Origin of the sequence: Shewanella sp. SR44-3, from assembly GCF_014163735.1 — a bacterium.
In the GTDB taxonomy this organism is placed as follows: Bacteria; Pseudomonadota; Gammaproteobacteria; order Enterobacterales; family Shewanellaceae; genus Shewanella.
The window spans coordinates 13,854-31,004 of record NZ_JACJDV010000043.1; the positions used below are offsets into that span (position 1 = coordinate 13,854).

At 44.2% G+C, this 17,151-nt stretch carries 17 protein-coding genes and 1 pseudogene; 7 read left to right on the plus strand and 11 right to left on the minus strand.

Features of this window, described 5'->3' with window-relative positions; all coding sequences use genetic code 11:
• Positions 1 to 8: 8 nt before the first annotated feature.
• Positions 9 to 719, plus strand: coding sequence for a DnaA inactivator Hda (gene hda / locus H5073_RS15625; protein WP_182680498.1), 711 nt, complete (start codon positions 9 to 11; stop codon positions 717 to 719).
• Between the two features lie 164 nt (positions 720 to 883).
• Here hda and H5073_RS15630 read toward each other — a convergent pair whose 3' ends face one another.
• The 4 genes from H5073_RS15630 to H5073_RS15645 all read right to left on the minus strand — a co-directional run bounded on the left by H5073_RS15630 (position 884) and on the right by H5073_RS15645 (position 5,413).
• Positions 884 to 2,863 (minus strand): hypothetical protein, encoded by a 1,980-nt coding sequence (locus H5073_RS15630; RefSeq protein WP_182680499.1) that lies wholly within the window; start codon positions 2,861 to 2,863, stop codon positions 884 to 886.
• Positions 2,864 to 3,012: 149 nt separating this feature from the next.
• Positions 3,013 to 3,438 carry a DUF2069 domain-containing protein gene (locus H5073_RS15635; RefSeq protein ID WP_182680514.1) on the minus strand — a complete coding sequence of 142 codons (426 nt, stop codon included), beginning with the start codon at positions 3,436 to 3,438 and terminating at the stop codon, positions 3,013 to 3,015.
• Positions 3,438 to 3,794 (minus strand): arsenate reductase (glutaredoxin), encoded by a 357-nt coding sequence (arsC, locus tag H5073_RS15640; protein WP_182680500.1) that lies wholly within the window; start codon positions 3,792 to 3,794, stop codon positions 3,438 to 3,440. The genes H5073_RS15635 and arsC overlap by 1 nt, the downstream gene beginning before the upstream one ends.
• 146 nt (positions 3,795 to 3,940) lie before the next feature.
• The gene (locus tag H5073_RS15645) at positions 3,941 to 5,413 is read right to left on the minus strand and encodes a M48 family metalloprotease (protein ID WP_404948407.1); all 1,473 of its coding nucleotides are present in this window, start codon (positions 5,411 to 5,413) and stop codon (positions 3,941 to 3,943) included.
• Positions 5,414 to 5,623: 210 nt separating this feature from the next.
• Here H5073_RS15645 and H5073_RS15650 point away from each other — a divergent pair, with 210 nt between their 5' ends.
• The 3 genes from H5073_RS15650 (at position 5,624) to H5073_RS15660 (ending at position 8,612) form a co-directional block, all read left to right on the plus strand.
• On the plus strand, positions 5,624 to 5,842 hold the full coding sequence (locus H5073_RS15650; RefSeq protein ID WP_182680501.1) for a sulfurtransferase TusA family protein: 219 nt from the start codon (positions 5,624 to 5,626) through the stop codon (positions 5,840 to 5,842).
• Positions 5,843 to 6,073: 231 nt separating this feature from the next.
• A complete protein-coding gene (locus H5073_RS15655; protein WP_182680502.1) occupies positions 6,074 to 7,156 on the plus strand; it encodes an AI-2E family transporter in 1,083 nt (360 codons plus the stop codon).
• A gap of 73 nt (positions 7,157 to 7,229) precedes the next feature.
• Positions 7,230 to 8,612 (plus strand): lyase family protein, encoded by a 1,383-nt coding sequence (locus H5073_RS15660; RefSeq protein ID WP_182680503.1) that lies wholly within the window; start codon positions 7,230 to 7,232, stop codon positions 8,610 to 8,612.
• Positions 8,613 to 8,785: 173 nt separating this feature from the next.
• Here H5073_RS15660 and H5073_RS15665 read toward each other — a convergent pair whose 3' ends face one another.
• From H5073_RS15665 to pepE, 5 genes are all read right to left on the minus strand, one after another.
• Positions 8,786 to 9,094 (minus strand): DUF2897 family protein, encoded by a 309-nt coding sequence (locus tag H5073_RS15665; protein ID WP_182680504.1) that lies wholly within the window; start codon positions 9,092 to 9,094, stop codon positions 8,786 to 8,788.
• Positions 9,095 to 9,222: 128 nt separating this feature from the next.
• Positions 9,223 to 9,960 carry an 8-amino-3,8-dideoxy-manno-octulosonate cytidylyltransferase KdsB gene (gene kdsB / locus H5073_RS15670; protein ID WP_182680505.1) on the minus strand — a complete coding sequence of 246 codons (738 nt, stop codon included), beginning with the start codon at positions 9,958 to 9,960 and terminating at the stop codon, positions 9,223 to 9,225.
• Between the two features lie 88 nt (positions 9,961 to 10,048).
• Positions 10,049 to 11,119 carry a 3-deoxy-alpha-D-manno-octulosonate 8-oxidase KdnB gene (gene kdnB, locus H5073_RS15675; protein WP_182680506.1) on the minus strand — a complete coding sequence of 357 codons (1,071 nt, stop codon included), beginning with the start codon at positions 11,117 to 11,119 and terminating at the stop codon, positions 10,049 to 10,051.
• 75 nt (positions 11,120 to 11,194) lie between these two features.
• Positions 11,195 to 12,379, minus strand: coding sequence for an 8-amino-3,8-dideoxy-alpha-D-manno-octulosonate transaminase KdnA (gene kdnA, locus H5073_RS15680; protein ID WP_182680507.1), 1,185 nt, complete (start codon positions 12,377 to 12,379; stop codon positions 11,195 to 11,197).
• A 283-nt stretch (positions 12,380 to 12,662) separates the two neighbouring features.
• Positions 12,663 to 13,370, minus strand: coding sequence for a dipeptidase PepE (gene pepE, locus H5073_RS15685; RefSeq protein WP_182680508.1), 708 nt, complete (start codon positions 13,368 to 13,370; stop codon positions 12,663 to 12,665).
• A 208-nt stretch (positions 13,371 to 13,578) separates the two neighbouring features.
• On the opposite strand from pepE, the gene htpX reads away from it, so the two are divergent.
• The 3 genes from htpX (at position 13,579) to H5073_RS15700 (ending at position 15,946) form a co-directional block, all read left to right on the plus strand.
• On the plus strand, positions 13,579 to 14,442 hold the full coding sequence (gene htpX, locus H5073_RS15690; RefSeq protein WP_182680509.1) for a protease HtpX: 864 nt from the start codon (positions 13,579 to 13,581) through the stop codon (positions 14,440 to 14,442).
• A gap of 275 nt (positions 14,443 to 14,717) precedes the next feature.
• Positions 14,718 to 15,275, plus strand: coding sequence for a cytochrome b (locus H5073_RS15695; protein ID WP_182680510.1), 558 nt, complete (start codon positions 14,718 to 14,720; stop codon positions 15,273 to 15,275).
• Positions 15,276 to 15,370: 95 nt separating this feature from the next.
• Positions 15,371 to 15,946, plus strand: a complete 576-nt coding sequence (locus tag H5073_RS15700) for a YceI family protein (protein ID WP_182680511.1) — start codon at positions 15,371 to 15,373, stop codon at positions 15,944 to 15,946.
• 274 nt (positions 15,947 to 16,220) lie between these two features.
• Here the strand turns inward: H5073_RS15700 and H5073_RS15705 are convergent.
• Positions 16,221 to 16,349, minus strand: a pseudogene (locus H5073_RS15705) (phage integrase N-terminal SAM-like domain-containing protein); the annotation flags it as partial.
• A 383-nt stretch (positions 16,350 to 16,732) separates the two neighbouring features.
• A complete protein-coding gene (locus H5073_RS15710; RefSeq protein ID WP_182680513.1) occupies positions 16,733 to 17,017 on the minus strand; it encodes a hypothetical protein in 285 nt (94 codons plus the stop codon).
• Positions 17,018 to 17,151: the final 134 nt, after the last annotated feature.

Genomic DNA, 17,151 nt, shown 5'->3' on the forward strand with positions numbered 1-17,151 from the left:
AGCATTGAGTGACCCAAAACTCACCGAGACAATTATCGTTACCCGTCTATTTACCTGACGATGAAACTTTTCAGAGTTATTACCCAGCTTCGGGTAATGATGAACTGATCCAAAAACTGCAGTCCTGTGCCCAAGGTGAGTTAAGTTCCTCCTTGTACATTTATGGTCCGGTAAAATCTGGTCGTACCCACCTAATGCATGCAGCATGCGCATTAGCCAATGATAAAGACAGGCGGACCTTGTATATCCCCCTTGGGATCCACGCCAGTATTTCCCCCGCGTTATTTGAAGGCTTAGAGTCCCTTGAGCTTATCTGTATCGACGACATTGATGCCATCGCAGGGCACCCTATTTGGGAAGAGGCGATATTTCACCTTTATAACCGCATTGCTGAGCATAAAGATTGCCATTTGATTGTCAGTGGTAAAGCATCGCCAACGGAAGCGGGCTTTTTATTGCCAGATTTAGTGTCACGGATGCAGTGGGGCTTAATTTATCAATTACAGGCAATGGCGGATGATGAAAAGTTATTGGCATTGCAGCGCCGTGCGGCCATGCGCGGGTTACAGCTGTCTGATGATGTAGGACGTTTTTTATTGACTCGGATGGCGCGAGATCTGCGTACTTTATTTGATGTGCTTGATAAGCTAGATAAAGCCTCAATGGTGCATCAGCGTAAACTGACCATTCCTTTTATTAAAGAAATGCTCAGGCTGTAGTTAACCTTAGCTTGGATAGTTCATGCCTATCAAATAGCCCTTAGTATCACTTACTGCGTTATTTCTTTGTACAAGAAGACTTGTAATAGGCTAGAGAACCGACAAAAAGAACCAGGCCAGCATCAGCTGGTCTGATTGTTTTCTCATCAGCGGGGGGCTTACTATTACTGAGCTTTACCGTGTTGCTCGCCGCTTAACTGCAATGGCATAACATTTGGTATGTTGATCGTTGGTGCATTCATCCCTGCACTGTTTTTTATAGAGATCTTCGCTTGACTAGGGCTGGTTAAATTTAAGTTGGCAGCCCAGCTCTGTCCTTGCGCCATCTGTTGTACCGCGGGTAGGGCTGCAAGTACCGTCTGGCTATTGAGCTCTGGCATTATATTATCTAAAACATAACTGACTCGACTTTTTATGCTTGGATCTGCGATACGGCCGCGTTGGCCAAAGGCGACAGTAATAGTGTCTGCACTGGCATTCGTGGGTTTGTCTGTCACAGCAACATCGCGCCGGATACCTAAGCGGTAGCTCATCATGGCTTCTTCAAATAGCATGGCAGCATCTTCACGAGTGGAAGAGTAAGCATAAAAATCATTGGCCTTGTCTGCGCTGAAAAAACTTGCCACATCTGCTGACGAATAACTCTTAGCTAGGCTGCTGGCGGTTTCGCCTTTAAAACTGATCCTGGCCAGCTCATACATTGGTTGACTCGCTAGCGGAAAATTAAGATTTAATTGATCAGAAATAAGCGCCTTGGCGTTGTCTCTGCGAGTAAAATCATCCTGCAGTGTCGGGCCTTGGATGCTGCTGTGAATACTACGAGGAAAAAAGTCATTGGCATGGGCTAATTCGTGATACAAGAGTGAAGCGAGGTTAGGGGTTAAGTCTGCAATAGTGCGATTTTGGCGCTGTGTTTTTGCAATAGAATTGCTGGCATATTGGTTGTTTTTCACGTAACGCCAAGGCATCAAAAAATTAAGATCTTTGCCAAAATCACTGCGATAATCGGCAGCTTCATTAATGGTGTCTCGCTGCGTTGGCGTGAGCCAGAGGTTTTCAGGATCTAAATAAATTGCCCCTGTCACTACCCAATAAAAAGAAGGCCTGACATCATAGCTGATGACAATTGCGGTGACAGACTGTAGTAATTTAGCAAAATCACTATTCATGTCCATTTGGGTCAAAAACGCTTCAAAGTTCTCGCCCATCCAATCATGGGACACCAGCACTCTATCCATTATGGTTGCACGGTCTGCATTAGGATCCACTTGTCCTATCAGTGGTAAACGTGTAATCGCATTGCAGCTTTCCGTTAATTGGTTTGAATAGACGCAGCTTGCTAGTAATTGACTGTAATCTGATTGGGTGTAGCTGTGAGTGCGTGCGACTGGAGTATCGAAATAACTTGAAGTAATCGTGCTTTCTTGGGTGGTGAGTAAGTACACATCATCTCGCAAGCTTTCGCCGCTAAAATCACCACTGACCACTAAATGGATCAATTCATCATTGCTAACGCTTGGGGCGGTAAAGAGTGGTTTTTCTTTATCATCAAGATTAAGGCTTACCGTTGGACCGCTTGCTTGGCACCAACTAATATTAGTGACAGCTTGGTTGTTTTTACGCCCAAGCCTTAGGCTAACAGCATTGTTTTCAACTACTTGATGATCTAAACGCGCATTGAGTCTATTGCTTTGAGCGCTGTCGACGTTAATTTGCACCGCTGCAGTAGCCAGTGGTTGGTTAGTGCTATGAAGCTTAGTGGTGAGAGTAAATTCATAACTGCCAGCATCAGTAAGATCAAATGCTAACATGGGGCTGTTTACGCTGGCCAAGGCTAGGGTAGGGCCTGAGGTTTGTTGCCAATCAAACGTGACGCCGGCAGAGTTGCGATTAGCAAGGCTTGCCATAATCATCGCCGATTGGCCGACTTGGTAGCTAGGCTCAATACTGAAACGTATAGCTGTACTGGTAGCGACAGTTTGTAATGGGCTGCTGGCTCTGCAACTGGTGACGGGAGGCAGAGTTGTTGGCGGCGTAGTTGGTGGGGTGACAATCGGCGCATCCGAGCCTCCGCCACCACAAGCGCTAAGAAGTACCATGCTGAAAAGACTGCTCACGGTAATGAGCTTATATCGTATATCCATATTCAATGTCCCCAGTTCAAATAACCTTACTATTTAGCGTGATAAATACCTAATCGGTCAGCTTGTAAGTTATTTATTTTTAGTCAATTCATTTGCTTTTAGTCGATTCGTAAATATTAAATTTTGTAGCCGTTTAATCCATTATTTGATTATTTTTTATTTGCTAATTTTGCCGCTTCAACCGCCGCGCGCTCTTCGGCTTCTACCACAGACTTTTTCTTTAACCCAAGTCCAAGTTCACGACCACGAATTCTGGCATAGAAGGGGAAACTGCACAGTAATAAACCGATCAGCACTACTTCAATTAAAGCAAAAAGTTGAGCCGTTTCTGTTACATAAAGCAAAGTTAATCCATGAAGCATATACAAGCACAAGATAAAACTTGCCCAAGCATAGGTATAAGGATGGCCTTTAATAATGCCTCTAATAGGCAGTAAAATAGGAATAATCCACAGCATGCTAAACAGTAAGGAATACTGACCTTCAATGCCTTGGGTGATAAAACGGCCTGCAAGCAGACAGACAAGGCCCAAGTACCCTAGTCGGCTAAGTTGAAATAAACGTTGAGATGTCATCATTTTTCTAGTATCGCCAAGATGTTTTCAAGAGGACGACCGATAGCCGCTTTACCATTCGCCAAAACAATAGGACGCTCAATCAACTTAGGCGTGGTCACCATAGCGTCAATGAGTTGCGATTCAGTTAAGCTTTCATCGTCTAATCCAAGGGCTTTATATTCAGTTTCTTTGGTGCGCATCAGCTGCCTTGCAGATAGTCCCAACAAGCTTAACAAGTGAGTTATTTCATCGGCCGTTGGCGGCTGTTTTAAATATTCAACCACTTTTATGTTAAGTCCACGGGCCTCTAGTAGCGCCAAGGTTTCGCGGCTTTTAGAGCAGCGAGGGTTATGATAAATACTGATTTCAGTCATTGGGTACTCTTTAGCTAGGTTAACTTATCTGCGCGTGTTGAGCGTAGAACTTAAATGTGAAAATGACATTAAAGCCGCAAGTGTAACAAACTAGGGCCAGTTAAGTGAACCCTAGAGGTTCGGCTTAAGCTGTTAAATCACAAGGATTAACGTTGCAGCTCTTCAAGATCTCGCTCAGCGATTCTAAATTGCCTGATCCGCGCTTCAATACGGGCAATTTGTAGGCTCTGTCCTTCTGAATAACGGTAGGCATAATTAAGCTGGTCAATAGCACCGCGATAATTAGCCAGTAATGCCATGGATTCGGCATTGGCATAATGCTCCATGGCTTTATTGCCTAACTTATTATATGCCTCGGCTAGCAATTGGTATGGGAGTTGGCTCTTCTTATCGAGGAAGATAAGCTCTTCCAGCAAGGGAATAGCCTTCAGGGCTTGAGAGGCCTGAATATAGGTATTGGCTAAGTTAGCATTAATGACTTGTGAGCTGGGCTTTAGTTTACGTTGAATTTCAAGCAAACTGATGGCATCACTAAAGGCTTGGCGCTCTATCAATAAATCGGTTTTAGCATCTAAATAAAACAGATTTTGGCTATCTTGAGCTAACAGCTGATCAATAATGACTTCGGCCTCTGGTAACTTTTCCAGACGGTATAAAGCTAAGGCCTTACCGTAGAGCGCGGCAGCCTTAAAGGTATAATCATTTTTCTTTAACTGGCTGTTAAATAAAGCCAAAGCCACGTCATCGCTAAAGGATGAATAACGTACCTGAATTCTTGCTTTGGCAAGATGAAAATTAAGGCTGTCAGGAATGTAACGTTTTGGGTATTGAGCCGCACGGTTACGGGCTTCTGTTATGCGAGATTCTGGCAAAGGGTGCGTCAACAGCATTTGTGGCGGCTTAGTGGTAAAACGGTAGCGAAGGGCTATTTTGCCAAAAAAATCAGCGGCGCCATTGGGATCAAAACCTGCATCAAATAATGCTTGGGTGCCAATACGGTCAGCTTCTTTTTCATTAAGGCGGGTATAGTTTATCTTGGCTTGGGTGGCTAATGCTTGGGTGGTGGCTAGGGCTGCAATACCTACTTGCGGCGCAGCAATAGTTAATAATATTGCCCCTAACATAGCGCCAATAGTTGCCGGTGTTGCTTTTTGCTGGGCTTCAAAGGATCGTGCTAAATGGCGCTGAGTGACGTGAGTGACTTCGTGGGCTAATACCGAGGCCAATTCACTTTCGTAATCAGCATTGAGAAACAGACCCGTGTGCACGCCAACATGGCCGCCAAAGAAGGCGAAGGCATTGATCTCATCGTTGTTGAGTAGAAAGAAGTAAAACGGCGTTTTAACTCCTGTGGCATGAGCCACCAATTTATTGCCAAGTTCTGATAAGTATTGGTTTAATACGGGGTCGTTAAGCATAGGCGCTGAGGAGCGAATGATGCGCATATAGGCATCACCAAAGATCATTTCTTTTTCTAAACTTAATGTGTTTACCGCTGCTGTGCCAAGATCGGGAAGATCGTTATTTGCAAAGCTTTTGGCTATGCCCGCACAGAATAATATTGAGGCAGCCCCGAGAACCATGCCAGTGGAAATCTTAGATAATCTAATATTACGCAAACTATGCCTTTTACGCTAAATGAGTCAAAGAAGTGTACTGTGTTCAGTACTAACAAAAGTATTTTATTTGTGCTTACATTGGTTGTTACAACTTATTGCTAATAAGTGTCTAAGCTAAAACACTTTCTAGTTATACAAACCAAAGGCTGTCCTTGTGATCTTGCCACCAAGCTAGGATAATAGCCCTAGTTAACTTAAAGCAAGTTCATAATGATAATTATTGATTTAACCGCATACCGTTGTCCTTATCCTTTAGTGCAAACCAAGCTTAAATTAAAGCAGTTAGCAGTAGGGGATAAAATGCAGCTGCAACTATCAGACCCAGGTTCTCGCCAAGATGTTCCCGCTTATTTAAAAAAAACTGCTTATCCCTTTGAAATTATCGATGATAATCAACAGGTGCTCACCATTATTGTCTGTGGGATCTAGTTCGTAAGCTGTTTGGTCTGTCCGCACCGGATAAAACCCTTATAAGCATCACAGCTTTTACTTGCTAGGGTGTTATTCGTCTTAAAGCTAGTCTATATTAGCAGTCTTGAATTTCATGGAAATGTGTCAAATTCGTGGTTTTGTTAGCGTTAATAATAGGCACATGACTTGTCGTAGTTTCAGGTATTTTATCAAAAGTCTCAGAAGAGTCATTTTTAGGGTAGGTAGTTAATGCTGACATTTTTATCCGATTGGTACAAAGCCCGTTTTAGCGATCCTCACGCCATCACTTTGGTACTCATTTTAACTAGCTTGGCACTGGTGCTATATTTTGCAGCAGGGCTGCTTGCACCTATTTTAGTGGCGCTGGTACTGGCGTTCTTGCTTGAATGGCCTGTGGCTCAAGTTGCAAAAATAGGGGTTAATCGCACCACGGGTGCATCCATAGTCTTGATCCTATTTATTGGTCTGGTACTGCTAATGTCCTTTGGCTTAGTCCCCAGTTTATGGCGACAAGGCGCTGCCCTTATTACTGATCTGCCAAGTATGTTGGATAAAGGCTTACAAACAGTGACTATCTATAGTCAGCAGTACCCACAATTTGTTAGCCCAAAGCAAATTGAATCTATGATTGTTGAGCTTAAAACATTATTAGACACTGAACATTTGTTGGATTTTGGCCGGCAACTATTGGGTTACTCAGCCTCTTTACTGGTATTGATGGTATATGCGATTTTGGTGCCGTTATTGGTATTTTTCTTTTTAAAAGATAAAGAAGAGCTTATTGCCAGCAGCAAACGATTTTTCCCCAGTAAGCGCGATCTCGCTCGAAAAGTGTGGTTTGAGATGCACCAGCAAATTTTCAATTACATTCGCGGCAAGGTTATCGAAATTGTGGTGGTTGGCGTTGCAAGTTACATTCTCTTTGCACTGATGGACTTACGTTACGCCGCGCTACTTGGGGTATTAACTGGGCTTTCAGTATTAATTCCTTATGTGGGCGCGACACTCGTGACCTTACCCATTGCCTTAGTCGCCTTCTTTCAATGGGGGTTCAGTTCAGAGTTTGGCTATTTAATGTTGGGCTACGGCATAATTCAAGCCCTTGATGGTAATGTATTGGTGCCTTTGTTATTTTCAGATGCTGTCGACTTGCACCCTGTGATGATCATTGCAGCAGTGCTGGTCTTTGGCGGTCTGTGGGGCGTATGGGGGGTGTTTTTCGCAATCCCACTGGCATCATTAGTTAAAGCGGTGATCAACGCCTGGCCCAATGATCAACAACCCGCTCAGCTCAAGCTAGACAGCGAATAACGACTAAACTTAGCATCATCAATAATCCTCTTTGCGGCTTAAGCGCCGTTAAATCGAAAGGGAAGTGGTGTCTATGAGTCAGTTCAGAGTCGAGTCAGATAGCATGGGCGAGGTTAGGGTACCCAAAACGGCACTTTATGGCGCACAAACACAAAGAGCGGTTGATAATTTTCAACTGAGTGGATTGGTGATGCCAATGGGGTTTATCCAAGCATTAGCATTAATTAAGCAGACTGCGGCCGAGGCTAACGCAGCTTTTGGACTCCTAGACAGTCCACGCTGTGATGCGATCGTGGCAGCATGTCAGGCGATCATCGAGGGTCAGCATCAGGCTGAGTTTCCTGTGGATGTGTTTCAAACGGGTTCAGGCACTAGTTCTAATATGAATGCCAATGAGGTCATTGCCAGATTGGCGCAGAAGCAGTCAGGGCTTAGCGTATTGGCAAACGATCATGTCAACATGAGCCAAAGCAGCAATGATGTTATCCCCACAGCCATTCACCTGAGCGCCGCCTTAGCACTATCATTGAGATTACTGCCGGCACTCGACCATCTCGCGTTGGTGCTAGAGCAAAAAGCAGTCACATTGCATGGACTAGTCAAAACTGGTCGCACTCACTTAATGGATGCCATGCCTGTGAGTATGCCTCAAGTTTTACAGGGCTGGGCATGCCAAGTTCAACTATCCAGGCAGAGGTTAGAGCAAGGGTTACATCAGTTATTGAGTTTAGCTCAGGGCGGCACTGCCGTGGGAACAGGCATCAATGCCCACGTCAATTTCTCTACGCTTTTTTGTACAATCCTTAGTGCAAAATCAGGGCTGAACTTCGTGCCGAGCAAGAATTTTTTTTGCGCCATAGGCAGTCAAGATGTCGCAGTCAGTGTGTCTGGCGAGTTGAAAACCTGCGCCGTGAGCTTGACTAAAATTGCTAACGATCTGCGCTGGATGAATTCAGGCCCCTTGGCGGGCTTGGGCGAAATCGCCCTGCCTGAGCTGCAGCCGGGTTCTTCTATCATGCCAGGCAAAGTCAACCCAGTTATCCCAGAAGCCGTCGCTATGATTGCCGCTCAGGTAATAGGCAATGACACTACAATTACAATGGCTGGTCAGTCGGCAAACTTTGAACTCAACGTAATGTTGCCAGTGATAGGCTACAACTTGCTTCAAAGTATTGAACTCTTAAGTAATGGCAGCATCGCCTTGGCTGATAAGGCCATTTCAGGCTTTATAGTGAATGAAGACAAACTCAAGCAGTCATTAAGTTGCAATCCCATTTTGGTCACAGCTCTAACTCCAATCATAGGTTATGAAAATGCCGCTAAGATTGCCAAAAAAGCCTACTCAGAGCATAGGCCAATCATAGATGTGGCAGTGGAAGAGACCGAACTCGATCGCGTTAGCCTCGAAGCAATACTAGACCCAAACAAGCTAACCCAAGGCGGGTTAGCTGAATAAGCTTTCTGATGAACATCAGGATAAACACCGGCTAATTAACTTCAACGCATTTAGTGGCGCAAGCGGTTGTTTTATGAGCATTTATTATCCAGGCTTGAGGTTATTAAGCTTAATGTCACAGTTAACAAATACGCCATACCTCGCTGTTAATATAATCCGTCAAACACATCTCATTAAAGCAGGTGTGACTTTTTGCTGTCTTCGTCATCTGAGTTCTCAGATGGGCTAGCGTCATTTGCTTCTTGGTTATCAGTGTCTATGGCTTGTGGCTGTGAATGAGTTGCCTTATTTTCGATAGCCGTTTCATTATCCAAATTTTCACTATCGCTGCCAAGATCACTATTGTTTTTACTGGTGGGTTTGTCTTCTGGCTTGCCAAATTGTGGCATCTTAAATTTGGCGCTGTATTTTAATACCGCGATGTTACTGGCGATAACGCCAAGGACCAAAATGATGATGAGCCAAGCTTCGATAGATGACATAGGGTGCTCGCATTAGCGGCTAATCTAAGTAAGGTACGCCGCAAAAATTAGAGGGGCTAGCGGTGAGCTAACCCTCATGTTTCAAACTTAATGTTAAAATCTAATGCCTAATACTCTTGCTTTTAATATTAGTCGACAGCTAAACGTTGTTCACATTTGCGGATATCTTCGGGAGTATCGACTTCTGGCGAATCAAAGGCGCTGATGGCGATTTTGATTTTGTGACCGTATTCTAGGGCGCGCAGTTGCTCAAGCTTCTCTAAGTCTTCAAGTTTGCCTAAAGGCAATTTAGCAAAGGCATTCACAAAACGCTTAGTGTAAGCGTACACGCCTAAGTGCTTGTAGACTGGATAATCGTTAGTGTCACGACCAAAAGGAATGCGGGCGCGTGAAAAGTACAGAGCATTAAAGTCGTTATCGAACACCATTTTAACGTGCATGGGATCGTCAAGTTCACTCTTGTCTGTAATTTCAAAGCCTAAGGTGGCCATTTCAAACTCACCTGGGTGACGCTCAAACAAGCTCACGATTTGTTCGATAGAAATCGGGTCGATAAGCGGCTGATCCCCTTGCAGGTTTATGACTAAATCATCATCGTTTAAGCCTAACTGCTCGATGGCATCGTTGATGCGGTCAGTGCCGGATGCTGCTTCTGGGCTTGTCATCACCACTTTGCCGCCAAAGGATTCTACGGCATCTTTGATGCGCTCATCATCGGTTGCCACGTAAATAGCATCTAGGCCTTTGGCTAAGGATGCACGCTCATAGACGTGCTGGATCATCGGCTTTCCATTAATCGGGGCGAGCGGCTTGCCCGGAAAACGACTTGAACCGAAACGGGCCGGGATTAACAGGGTAACTTTCATCAAATATGACCTACTTGTGTGGGTAACAATAACAAAAGGGCTCAAAAAGAGCCCTCAATAGCCAGCTTATGCAAGCTATTATAGACAGTTATATACGGCGGAATAGCTTGGTTAGCATTTCGTCGGTGACTTTCTCTTCCCAGCCTTTGCCATACACATTGTCCCATAATGGGCCCATGCTCTTAGTTACGGCAACCATTTTAGCGATGGTTTCATCTGGCAAGTCTTTACAGATGTTCTTTGGCAGGGTGATGTTATGAATTTCCATCATCTTACGGAACTCTGCAACGCCTTCTGGGTAGAATTCTTCTAACACGTCAAAGGCTAAACAGTTGCCGATACCGTGATGATAACCTAATACATAACCTAGGCCATAAGATACAGCATGACAGGCGCCTACTTGGCTGTAGGCTATGCTCATGCCGCCCATGTAAGAGGCCATCATTAGCTTGTCATCTTTTTCTGGGTGGTTGTCTAAATACACTTCACGGCATAAATCCATGGATTTTTCAGCAAAGGCTTTAGCAAATTCATTGAGGTAAGTGCCTTGTAGCGACTCAACGCAGTGAATGAAGCAATCCATACCTGTGTAAAACCACTGATCCGTTGGCACGCCTGCGATTAACTCAGAATCCATGATGATTTGATCAAATACTGTGTAATCAGAGTTTAAGCCAAGTTTACGTACAGGGCCGCACAATACCGCGGTGCGTGATGCTTCTGCGCCAGTGCCTGAAACCGTTGGAATGCCAATGTGGTGCACAGCAGGATTTTTGATTAAATCCCAGCCTTGGTACTCAGATGAGCTACCAGGGTTTGTTAGCATCAAAGACACAGCTTTGGCTAAATCCATGGTTGAACCGCCGCCAAGACCGACAACGCTTACGGGAAGCTTAGTATTAAAGGCTTTCACTTGCGCGGTTAAGTCATCAACTTGTACTGTGGTTGGCTCGTCATCGACGTTAACATAGATCACTAAATCATGAGCTTTGCTGGGTACACGAGCGGCTAACGGTTTGTGCTGGTGAACATCGTCAACCAAGAAAACCACAAAATCATTGGCGTCAGTACGCTCTTGCTCTAATACCACGTCCAATTGCTCGAACGAGCCACGACCAAAAATCATTTTTGGCACACATTTAAAATTTTTAAAACTCATTACAACATTCTCCGTTGAGATTATTACTGTAAAAAGTACTGCCACCTAGTTAGGTGGCAGAAGCATTAGTGTTATTTAAGCAAACGCGCGCTTGATGTTCTCGATGCGCTCAAGGATTTGCTCATCTGTCCAAGACAGCTTGATAAGCATAGAAATCGTGCGGCTCATGATGGCATCAGATTTTGGCGTCTTGATTTGAGTGTAATCAGGGCGGTCGGCGATCAGCATGATTGGCAGCGCAGCAGGGGCTTTAAGCTCTTGGATGTGCTTCCAGTTTTTAAGGTAATGCCAGTTGTTGATGTACCAATAGAAACAACCATCAACCTTGTTTTCAGCTAACTTTTTGTTGATTTCTAAGGTACGGGCTTCAGTTGGCATCATAAAGGTTAAGAAACCGGCTGAGTCACCTTCTGGATCGGGCAATTCACGGAAGCTCAGCTCAGGGATTTGCATCATGGCATCCTTGATAAGCTTCTTGTTTTTACGCTGAATGGCGATGATTGTATCAAGTTTACGTAACTGGGCTAAACCCACAGCGGCATTCATTTCAGAAATACGGAAGTTCAGACCCATGATAGGATGACCTTCTGCGCCGCGATCGTTACCCACATGATCATGACCGTGATCTGAGAACATGTGCGAGTGGTTGTAGATTTCAGTGTTGTTCGTCACCACAGCGCCGCCTTCACCACAGGTGACGGTTTTGACTGAGTCAAACGAGTAACAACCTACATCACCGATAGTCCCTAATGCTTGGCCTTTGTAGCTTGCGCCAATGGCTTGGCAGGCATCTTCAAGAATAATCAAGTTATGTTTTTTACACACAGCTTTGATTTCATCCATTTTCGCCATAGAGCCACACATTTGCACTAAATTAACCGCTTTAGTGCGTGGGGTGATAGCCGCTTCTATGCCTTCAGGGGACAAACATAAGGTTTCATCAATTTCAGCGAAAATTGGAATCGCGCCCGCCATAAATACCGCTTCAACAGAGGCGACAAAGGTAAAGGGCGGTACGATAACTTCATCGCCTGCGCCTATACCAGCAGCGGCCATGGCTGTTTGCAGTGCCGCAGTGCCACTTGATAATAAATGCGCGTGCTTAACGCCCATTTTTTCACATAATAGCTGCTCCATGTCGCGGGTTTTCCAGCGATCATTACGCATATGGTCGAAGTTGTAACGGAAGGTAAAACCGTGTTCCATTACGTCAGCAACTTCTTGCTTTTCTTCTGGACCAAATAATTCAAAACCTGGCATGGACATTGTCTCCTAAACATTCTGAGCGTCGAAACGCAATTCTGTGCGCCTTGTGCGCTCGCTAAATTCTGTACGCTAGCCTGAGCTAGGGCAGGGGAAATCGACTGACTAAATTTGGCGCTAAATATAAGTGCTATGACAATAAAATGCTACTAGCGCCGTAAAAATCACGATTATACGTGTCTTCATTAGGGCTTAGCGAATTTTTTTGCCTTAAAGTTACTGTTGAAGCACAGTTTTTGTGCAACCAAAGCCTGCGCCACTAATAGCTTGTGTAACACACTTATAAATAGGCGGACAAATCGCTGCCTGAGGTTATCGGTACTTCTTGCTGCTTGCCATGGAATAAATAGCCTTCTTTATCACCCACTAATCGCAAGTTATCTCCCTGGCGCCAAAGGGCTGTGCCTTCTTGGATGGCAATAACGGGAGTTAGCGGATCCACAACCGTAAACTCTAATAAACGTTGGGCGCGAGTTTCGCCATTGTGGCCCGGCGCTTGGTAATTGCTGTAATGAGGATTGAGCTGAAACGGCAGTAAGTTAAGTGCGTTAAAAGAGGGCGGCTCGACGATGGGCATATCATTGGTGGTGCGAATGCTTAAGCCAGTAATGTTTGAGCCCGCACTCCAGCCCACATAAGGCTTGCCCGCTTGCACTTGTTCACGGATAAGCTCTATCACATCATGCTGATACAGCATATTAAGTAGCTGAAAAGTATTACCGCCACCAACAAAAATACCGTCCGCATCGCGGATAGCCTGCTTAGGATCTTGACTCTGATGCATGCTTGTTATCTCAAGAGATAAATCCGCTAACCCTTGTTGTACCATTAATAGGTACGCGTCATGGTCCATGCTGACTCCAGCATAGGGAATGAACAGCCATTTTTTGGTGTTTTGGCTTAACGGCTTGATAAATTTGATGGCGTGCTCAAGATAAGGGGTATTGCCAACGCGAGAACTGCTGAGCATAAGGGCATTAATGGCCATGGTGATGCTTGTCCTTGAAAAAGAGGGCGATTAAGACTGAGTATGCTAACAAATATTGATCTGCTCGGCAGTAGCATTTATTAGTAATTAGCGAATATTAGCCATTTCTTAAAGTTTATTTTCATTGGAGGCTTGAATTTATTTTAGTTGGACATATTATGTCTTCAGTGAAGTAATGTGACATATTTTGTCAATCTAGGAGCGGTAAATGAAACGTGTATTTTTACTGATTGCGACTAACCTAGCAATTTTGCTAGTGGCCTCAATTGTGATGTCTATTTTAGGCGTGAATACCTCTACCATGGGCGGTTTATTAGTGTTTGCTGCCATCTTTGGTTTTGGTGGTTCATTCATAAGCTTAGCGATTTCTAAGTGGATGGCTAAAAAGACCATGGGCTGTGAAGTTATCGTTCAGCCAAGGGATGATACCGAGCGCTGGTTAGTGGACACGGTTGCCCGTCAAGCTAAGCAAGCGGGTATTGCTATGCCTGAAGTGGCTATCTATCAGTCACCTGAAATGAATGCTTTTGCGACCGGCCCAAGTAAGAACAATGCCTTAGTCGCTGTGAGCACAGGGCTACTTTATGGCATGACCCAAGATGAAATCGAAGGCGTACTCGCCCATGAAGTGAGCCACGTGGCAAACGGCGACATGGTAACCTTGACCTTAATTCAAGGCGTGGTGAATACCTTTGTTATCTTCGCCGCCCGTGTGGTTGCCGGCATTATTGATAACTTCGTTTCAAGTAATGATGAAGAAGGTGAAGGTTTAGGCATGTTCGCCTATATGGCCGTAGTGTTTGTGCTTGATATGCTGTTTGGTATTTTGGCATCCATTATCGTGGCTTATTTCTCACGTATTCGCGAATTTAAAGCCGATGAAGGCGCAGCCAAATTGGCGGGTAAAGCTAAAATGATCGCCGCCCTTGAGCGTCTACGTGCAGGTCCTGAATCTGGTGCTATGCCCGCGCAAATGTCAGCCTTTGGCATTAACGGCAAGCGTTCAATGGCTGAGATGATGATGAGTCATCCACCGCTTGAGAAACGTATTGCGGCATTAAAAAATAGCTAATAGAAAGACTTAAGCTTAAACCAGTCATCTTTTATTACACTTATCAATACCAGTCCTAGTGACTGGTATTTTTTTATCTGTTAGTTTTTATACCAATCAGAATGATTATCAATAATGATGGGTATTTTAACGTCAGCCAGTAGCAGGGTAAATTGGTTGATAACGGCATACCTTTCTAAAAAATAGAAGTATAAGTGCGATTTTTAGCGATTTTTTATTTTATAAATCGGTTTATTATGCTCATCTAAGCAAATTTAGCCTTAAACGAGTGAATAATGTTACGAAATTCAAACCAAACATACGGCCTAGTGACCATAGCTTTACACTGGCTGAGTGCCTTGGCTGTCATTGGCTTATTCGCCTTAGGCCTGTGGATGGTGGAGCTGACCTATTACAGCAGCTGGTATAAAACCGCGCCGGATATCCATAAAAGTGTCGGGGTGCTGTTATTAATGGCCACCTTATGTAGACTGATTTGGCGGGTGTGCAGCGTGCAGCCTGAAGCTGAGCCCAGCCACAAAGCCTGGGAGAAGCGCGCCGCCTCAATTGCTCACTTAGGTTTATATATTCTGCTTTTGGTGATCATGTTTGCCGGGCTGTTGATTTCAACTGCAGATGGCCGCGGCGTGATGGTATTTAATTGGTTTGAAGTGCCCGCCATTGGCGAGCTATTTGAAAACCAAGCAGATATCGCAGGGCTTATCCACGAATATGCCGCCTATAGCCTAATAGGGCTGGTGGTCGTGCATGCCGCAGGGGCGATCAAACATCATGTTATCGATAAAGATAACACCTTGAAGAAAATGCTAGGTTTGAAAAATCACAATAGTTAATAGTTAATAGTTAATAGTTAAAACAGGAATGATTAATTCTTTCTTGATAAATCTATGAACGGTCATCATATGAATCGCAATTAAAGGACAATAAAATGAAAAAACATTTACTCGCAAGCTTACTCGGCGCTAGCTTATTACTGCCAACGGCAGTGAACGCTGCAGATTATGTCATCGACACACAAGGCGCTCACGCGTCAATTCAATTTAGTGTAAGTCACTTAGGCTACAGCTACGTTGTGGGCCGCTTCAATGAGTTTGACGGTAAGTTTAGCTTCGATGCTGCTAAAGCCAGCGATGCTAAAATTGCAGTAAACATCAACACCAACAGCATAGATTCAAACCATGCTGAGCGTGATAAGCATTTACGTGGCGCAGACTTTTTGAACACCACTAAATTCCCAGAGGCTAAGTTTGTCTCTACCTCAGTGGCTGATAAAGGCAATGGCGATTTATGGATAACCGGCGACTTGAGCCTAAACGGCGTCACTAAGCCTGTGATTATCAAGGCGCACACTGTGGGTGAAGGTCAAGATCCATGGGGCGGCTACCGCGCAGGCTTTATTGGCAGCACAGAATTTGCCATGAAAGACTTTGGCATCAAAATGGACTTAGGCCCAGCCTCAGCCAACGTGAAGTTAGACTTAGTGGTTGAAGGCATCAAGCAGTAATAGCTTGCGAATCTAATGTCGAATCTAATGTTGAGAGACGAAATCAAAGCCAGTCATAGCGACTGGCTTTTTTGTTCTCTATTACCGCCCCAATTATCGATGTATTATTTGGTCATCAATATACAGAGTCAAAGGGCTCAAAAAATAGCCCTGACAAAGATACTGCTCCACTTACTCATGAAGACTACACTATTGGCGCTATTATTAGCCGCTTAAGAAATGAATATAGATAGCAGATTGAAGCTCTGGTAGCCTTTGTTGGTATTGTTATTTATGGTGTTTTTTTATCATTAAAGAGGATGAAATGCTTTATCCAATACAAGTACACTTTTTCTGTCTTAATACTGTAACGCCGCGTGCGAAGCTCAGTGCGGACAGAGGCTAAAAATGGTGAAGCAGGCATAACAGCTCCTTTGTTTTTTGAACCTTACTGACACTGTGTTTATATACAGTTATAATTCAACTCTCACAAAAAGCGAATGTTGCTTCTCGTTATGTAAATCCATAAAATTCTCGGTTTCAGCTAGCAAACAATCTATCTAACTGAAAAATAATGATATATTTTCACTAAATCGCTACATAACGAGAAGGTTTCATTCTCGACACTCTAAATTCTCGCTTTTATCCAACACGAGTGGGATTGATAAGCTTCATGTAAGCTGGTAAGTTACTAAAATTAATAATAATTTAAGCGTAAATTTGCCGAATATTGAGGGGACGTCTTAGGATGTTAACCGGAATTCTTGCTAATACGCTGTTTTGTCCCTGCGGTAGACAAAACTTCAGCTAAATGTAAGTGATATCAACGCCTAAGCCAAAGTGCTGATAAGCTCCGAGTATGATGGAAGAATAGCCAATTTTATGATAGCTTGAAGGCAATTGCCAAGACTCGTAAAGCGTAGCTTTAAAGAGATCTGCAATAGACTTCAAGTAAGGATGCCATGCTTCCCTCACACCGCCGGGGGCTTCTAAGTAACCTGATGGCAAGGAAGAAAACTCACGGACAGAGTCGCCGATAAGCCCCCACTCCGTCGTGACAAAACAAGCCGTTACATGAGACCTTCGGCTCATGAACTATATCGTTATGCGTAATGAATAGATTGAAGAAATTTTCAGGGAAGTTGGCAGTTGGTATTTTCTGTATCTATATCATGTCGTGCTTTTTTCACTCAATTATCTATAGCAACAAAGCTTACTTCTTAATG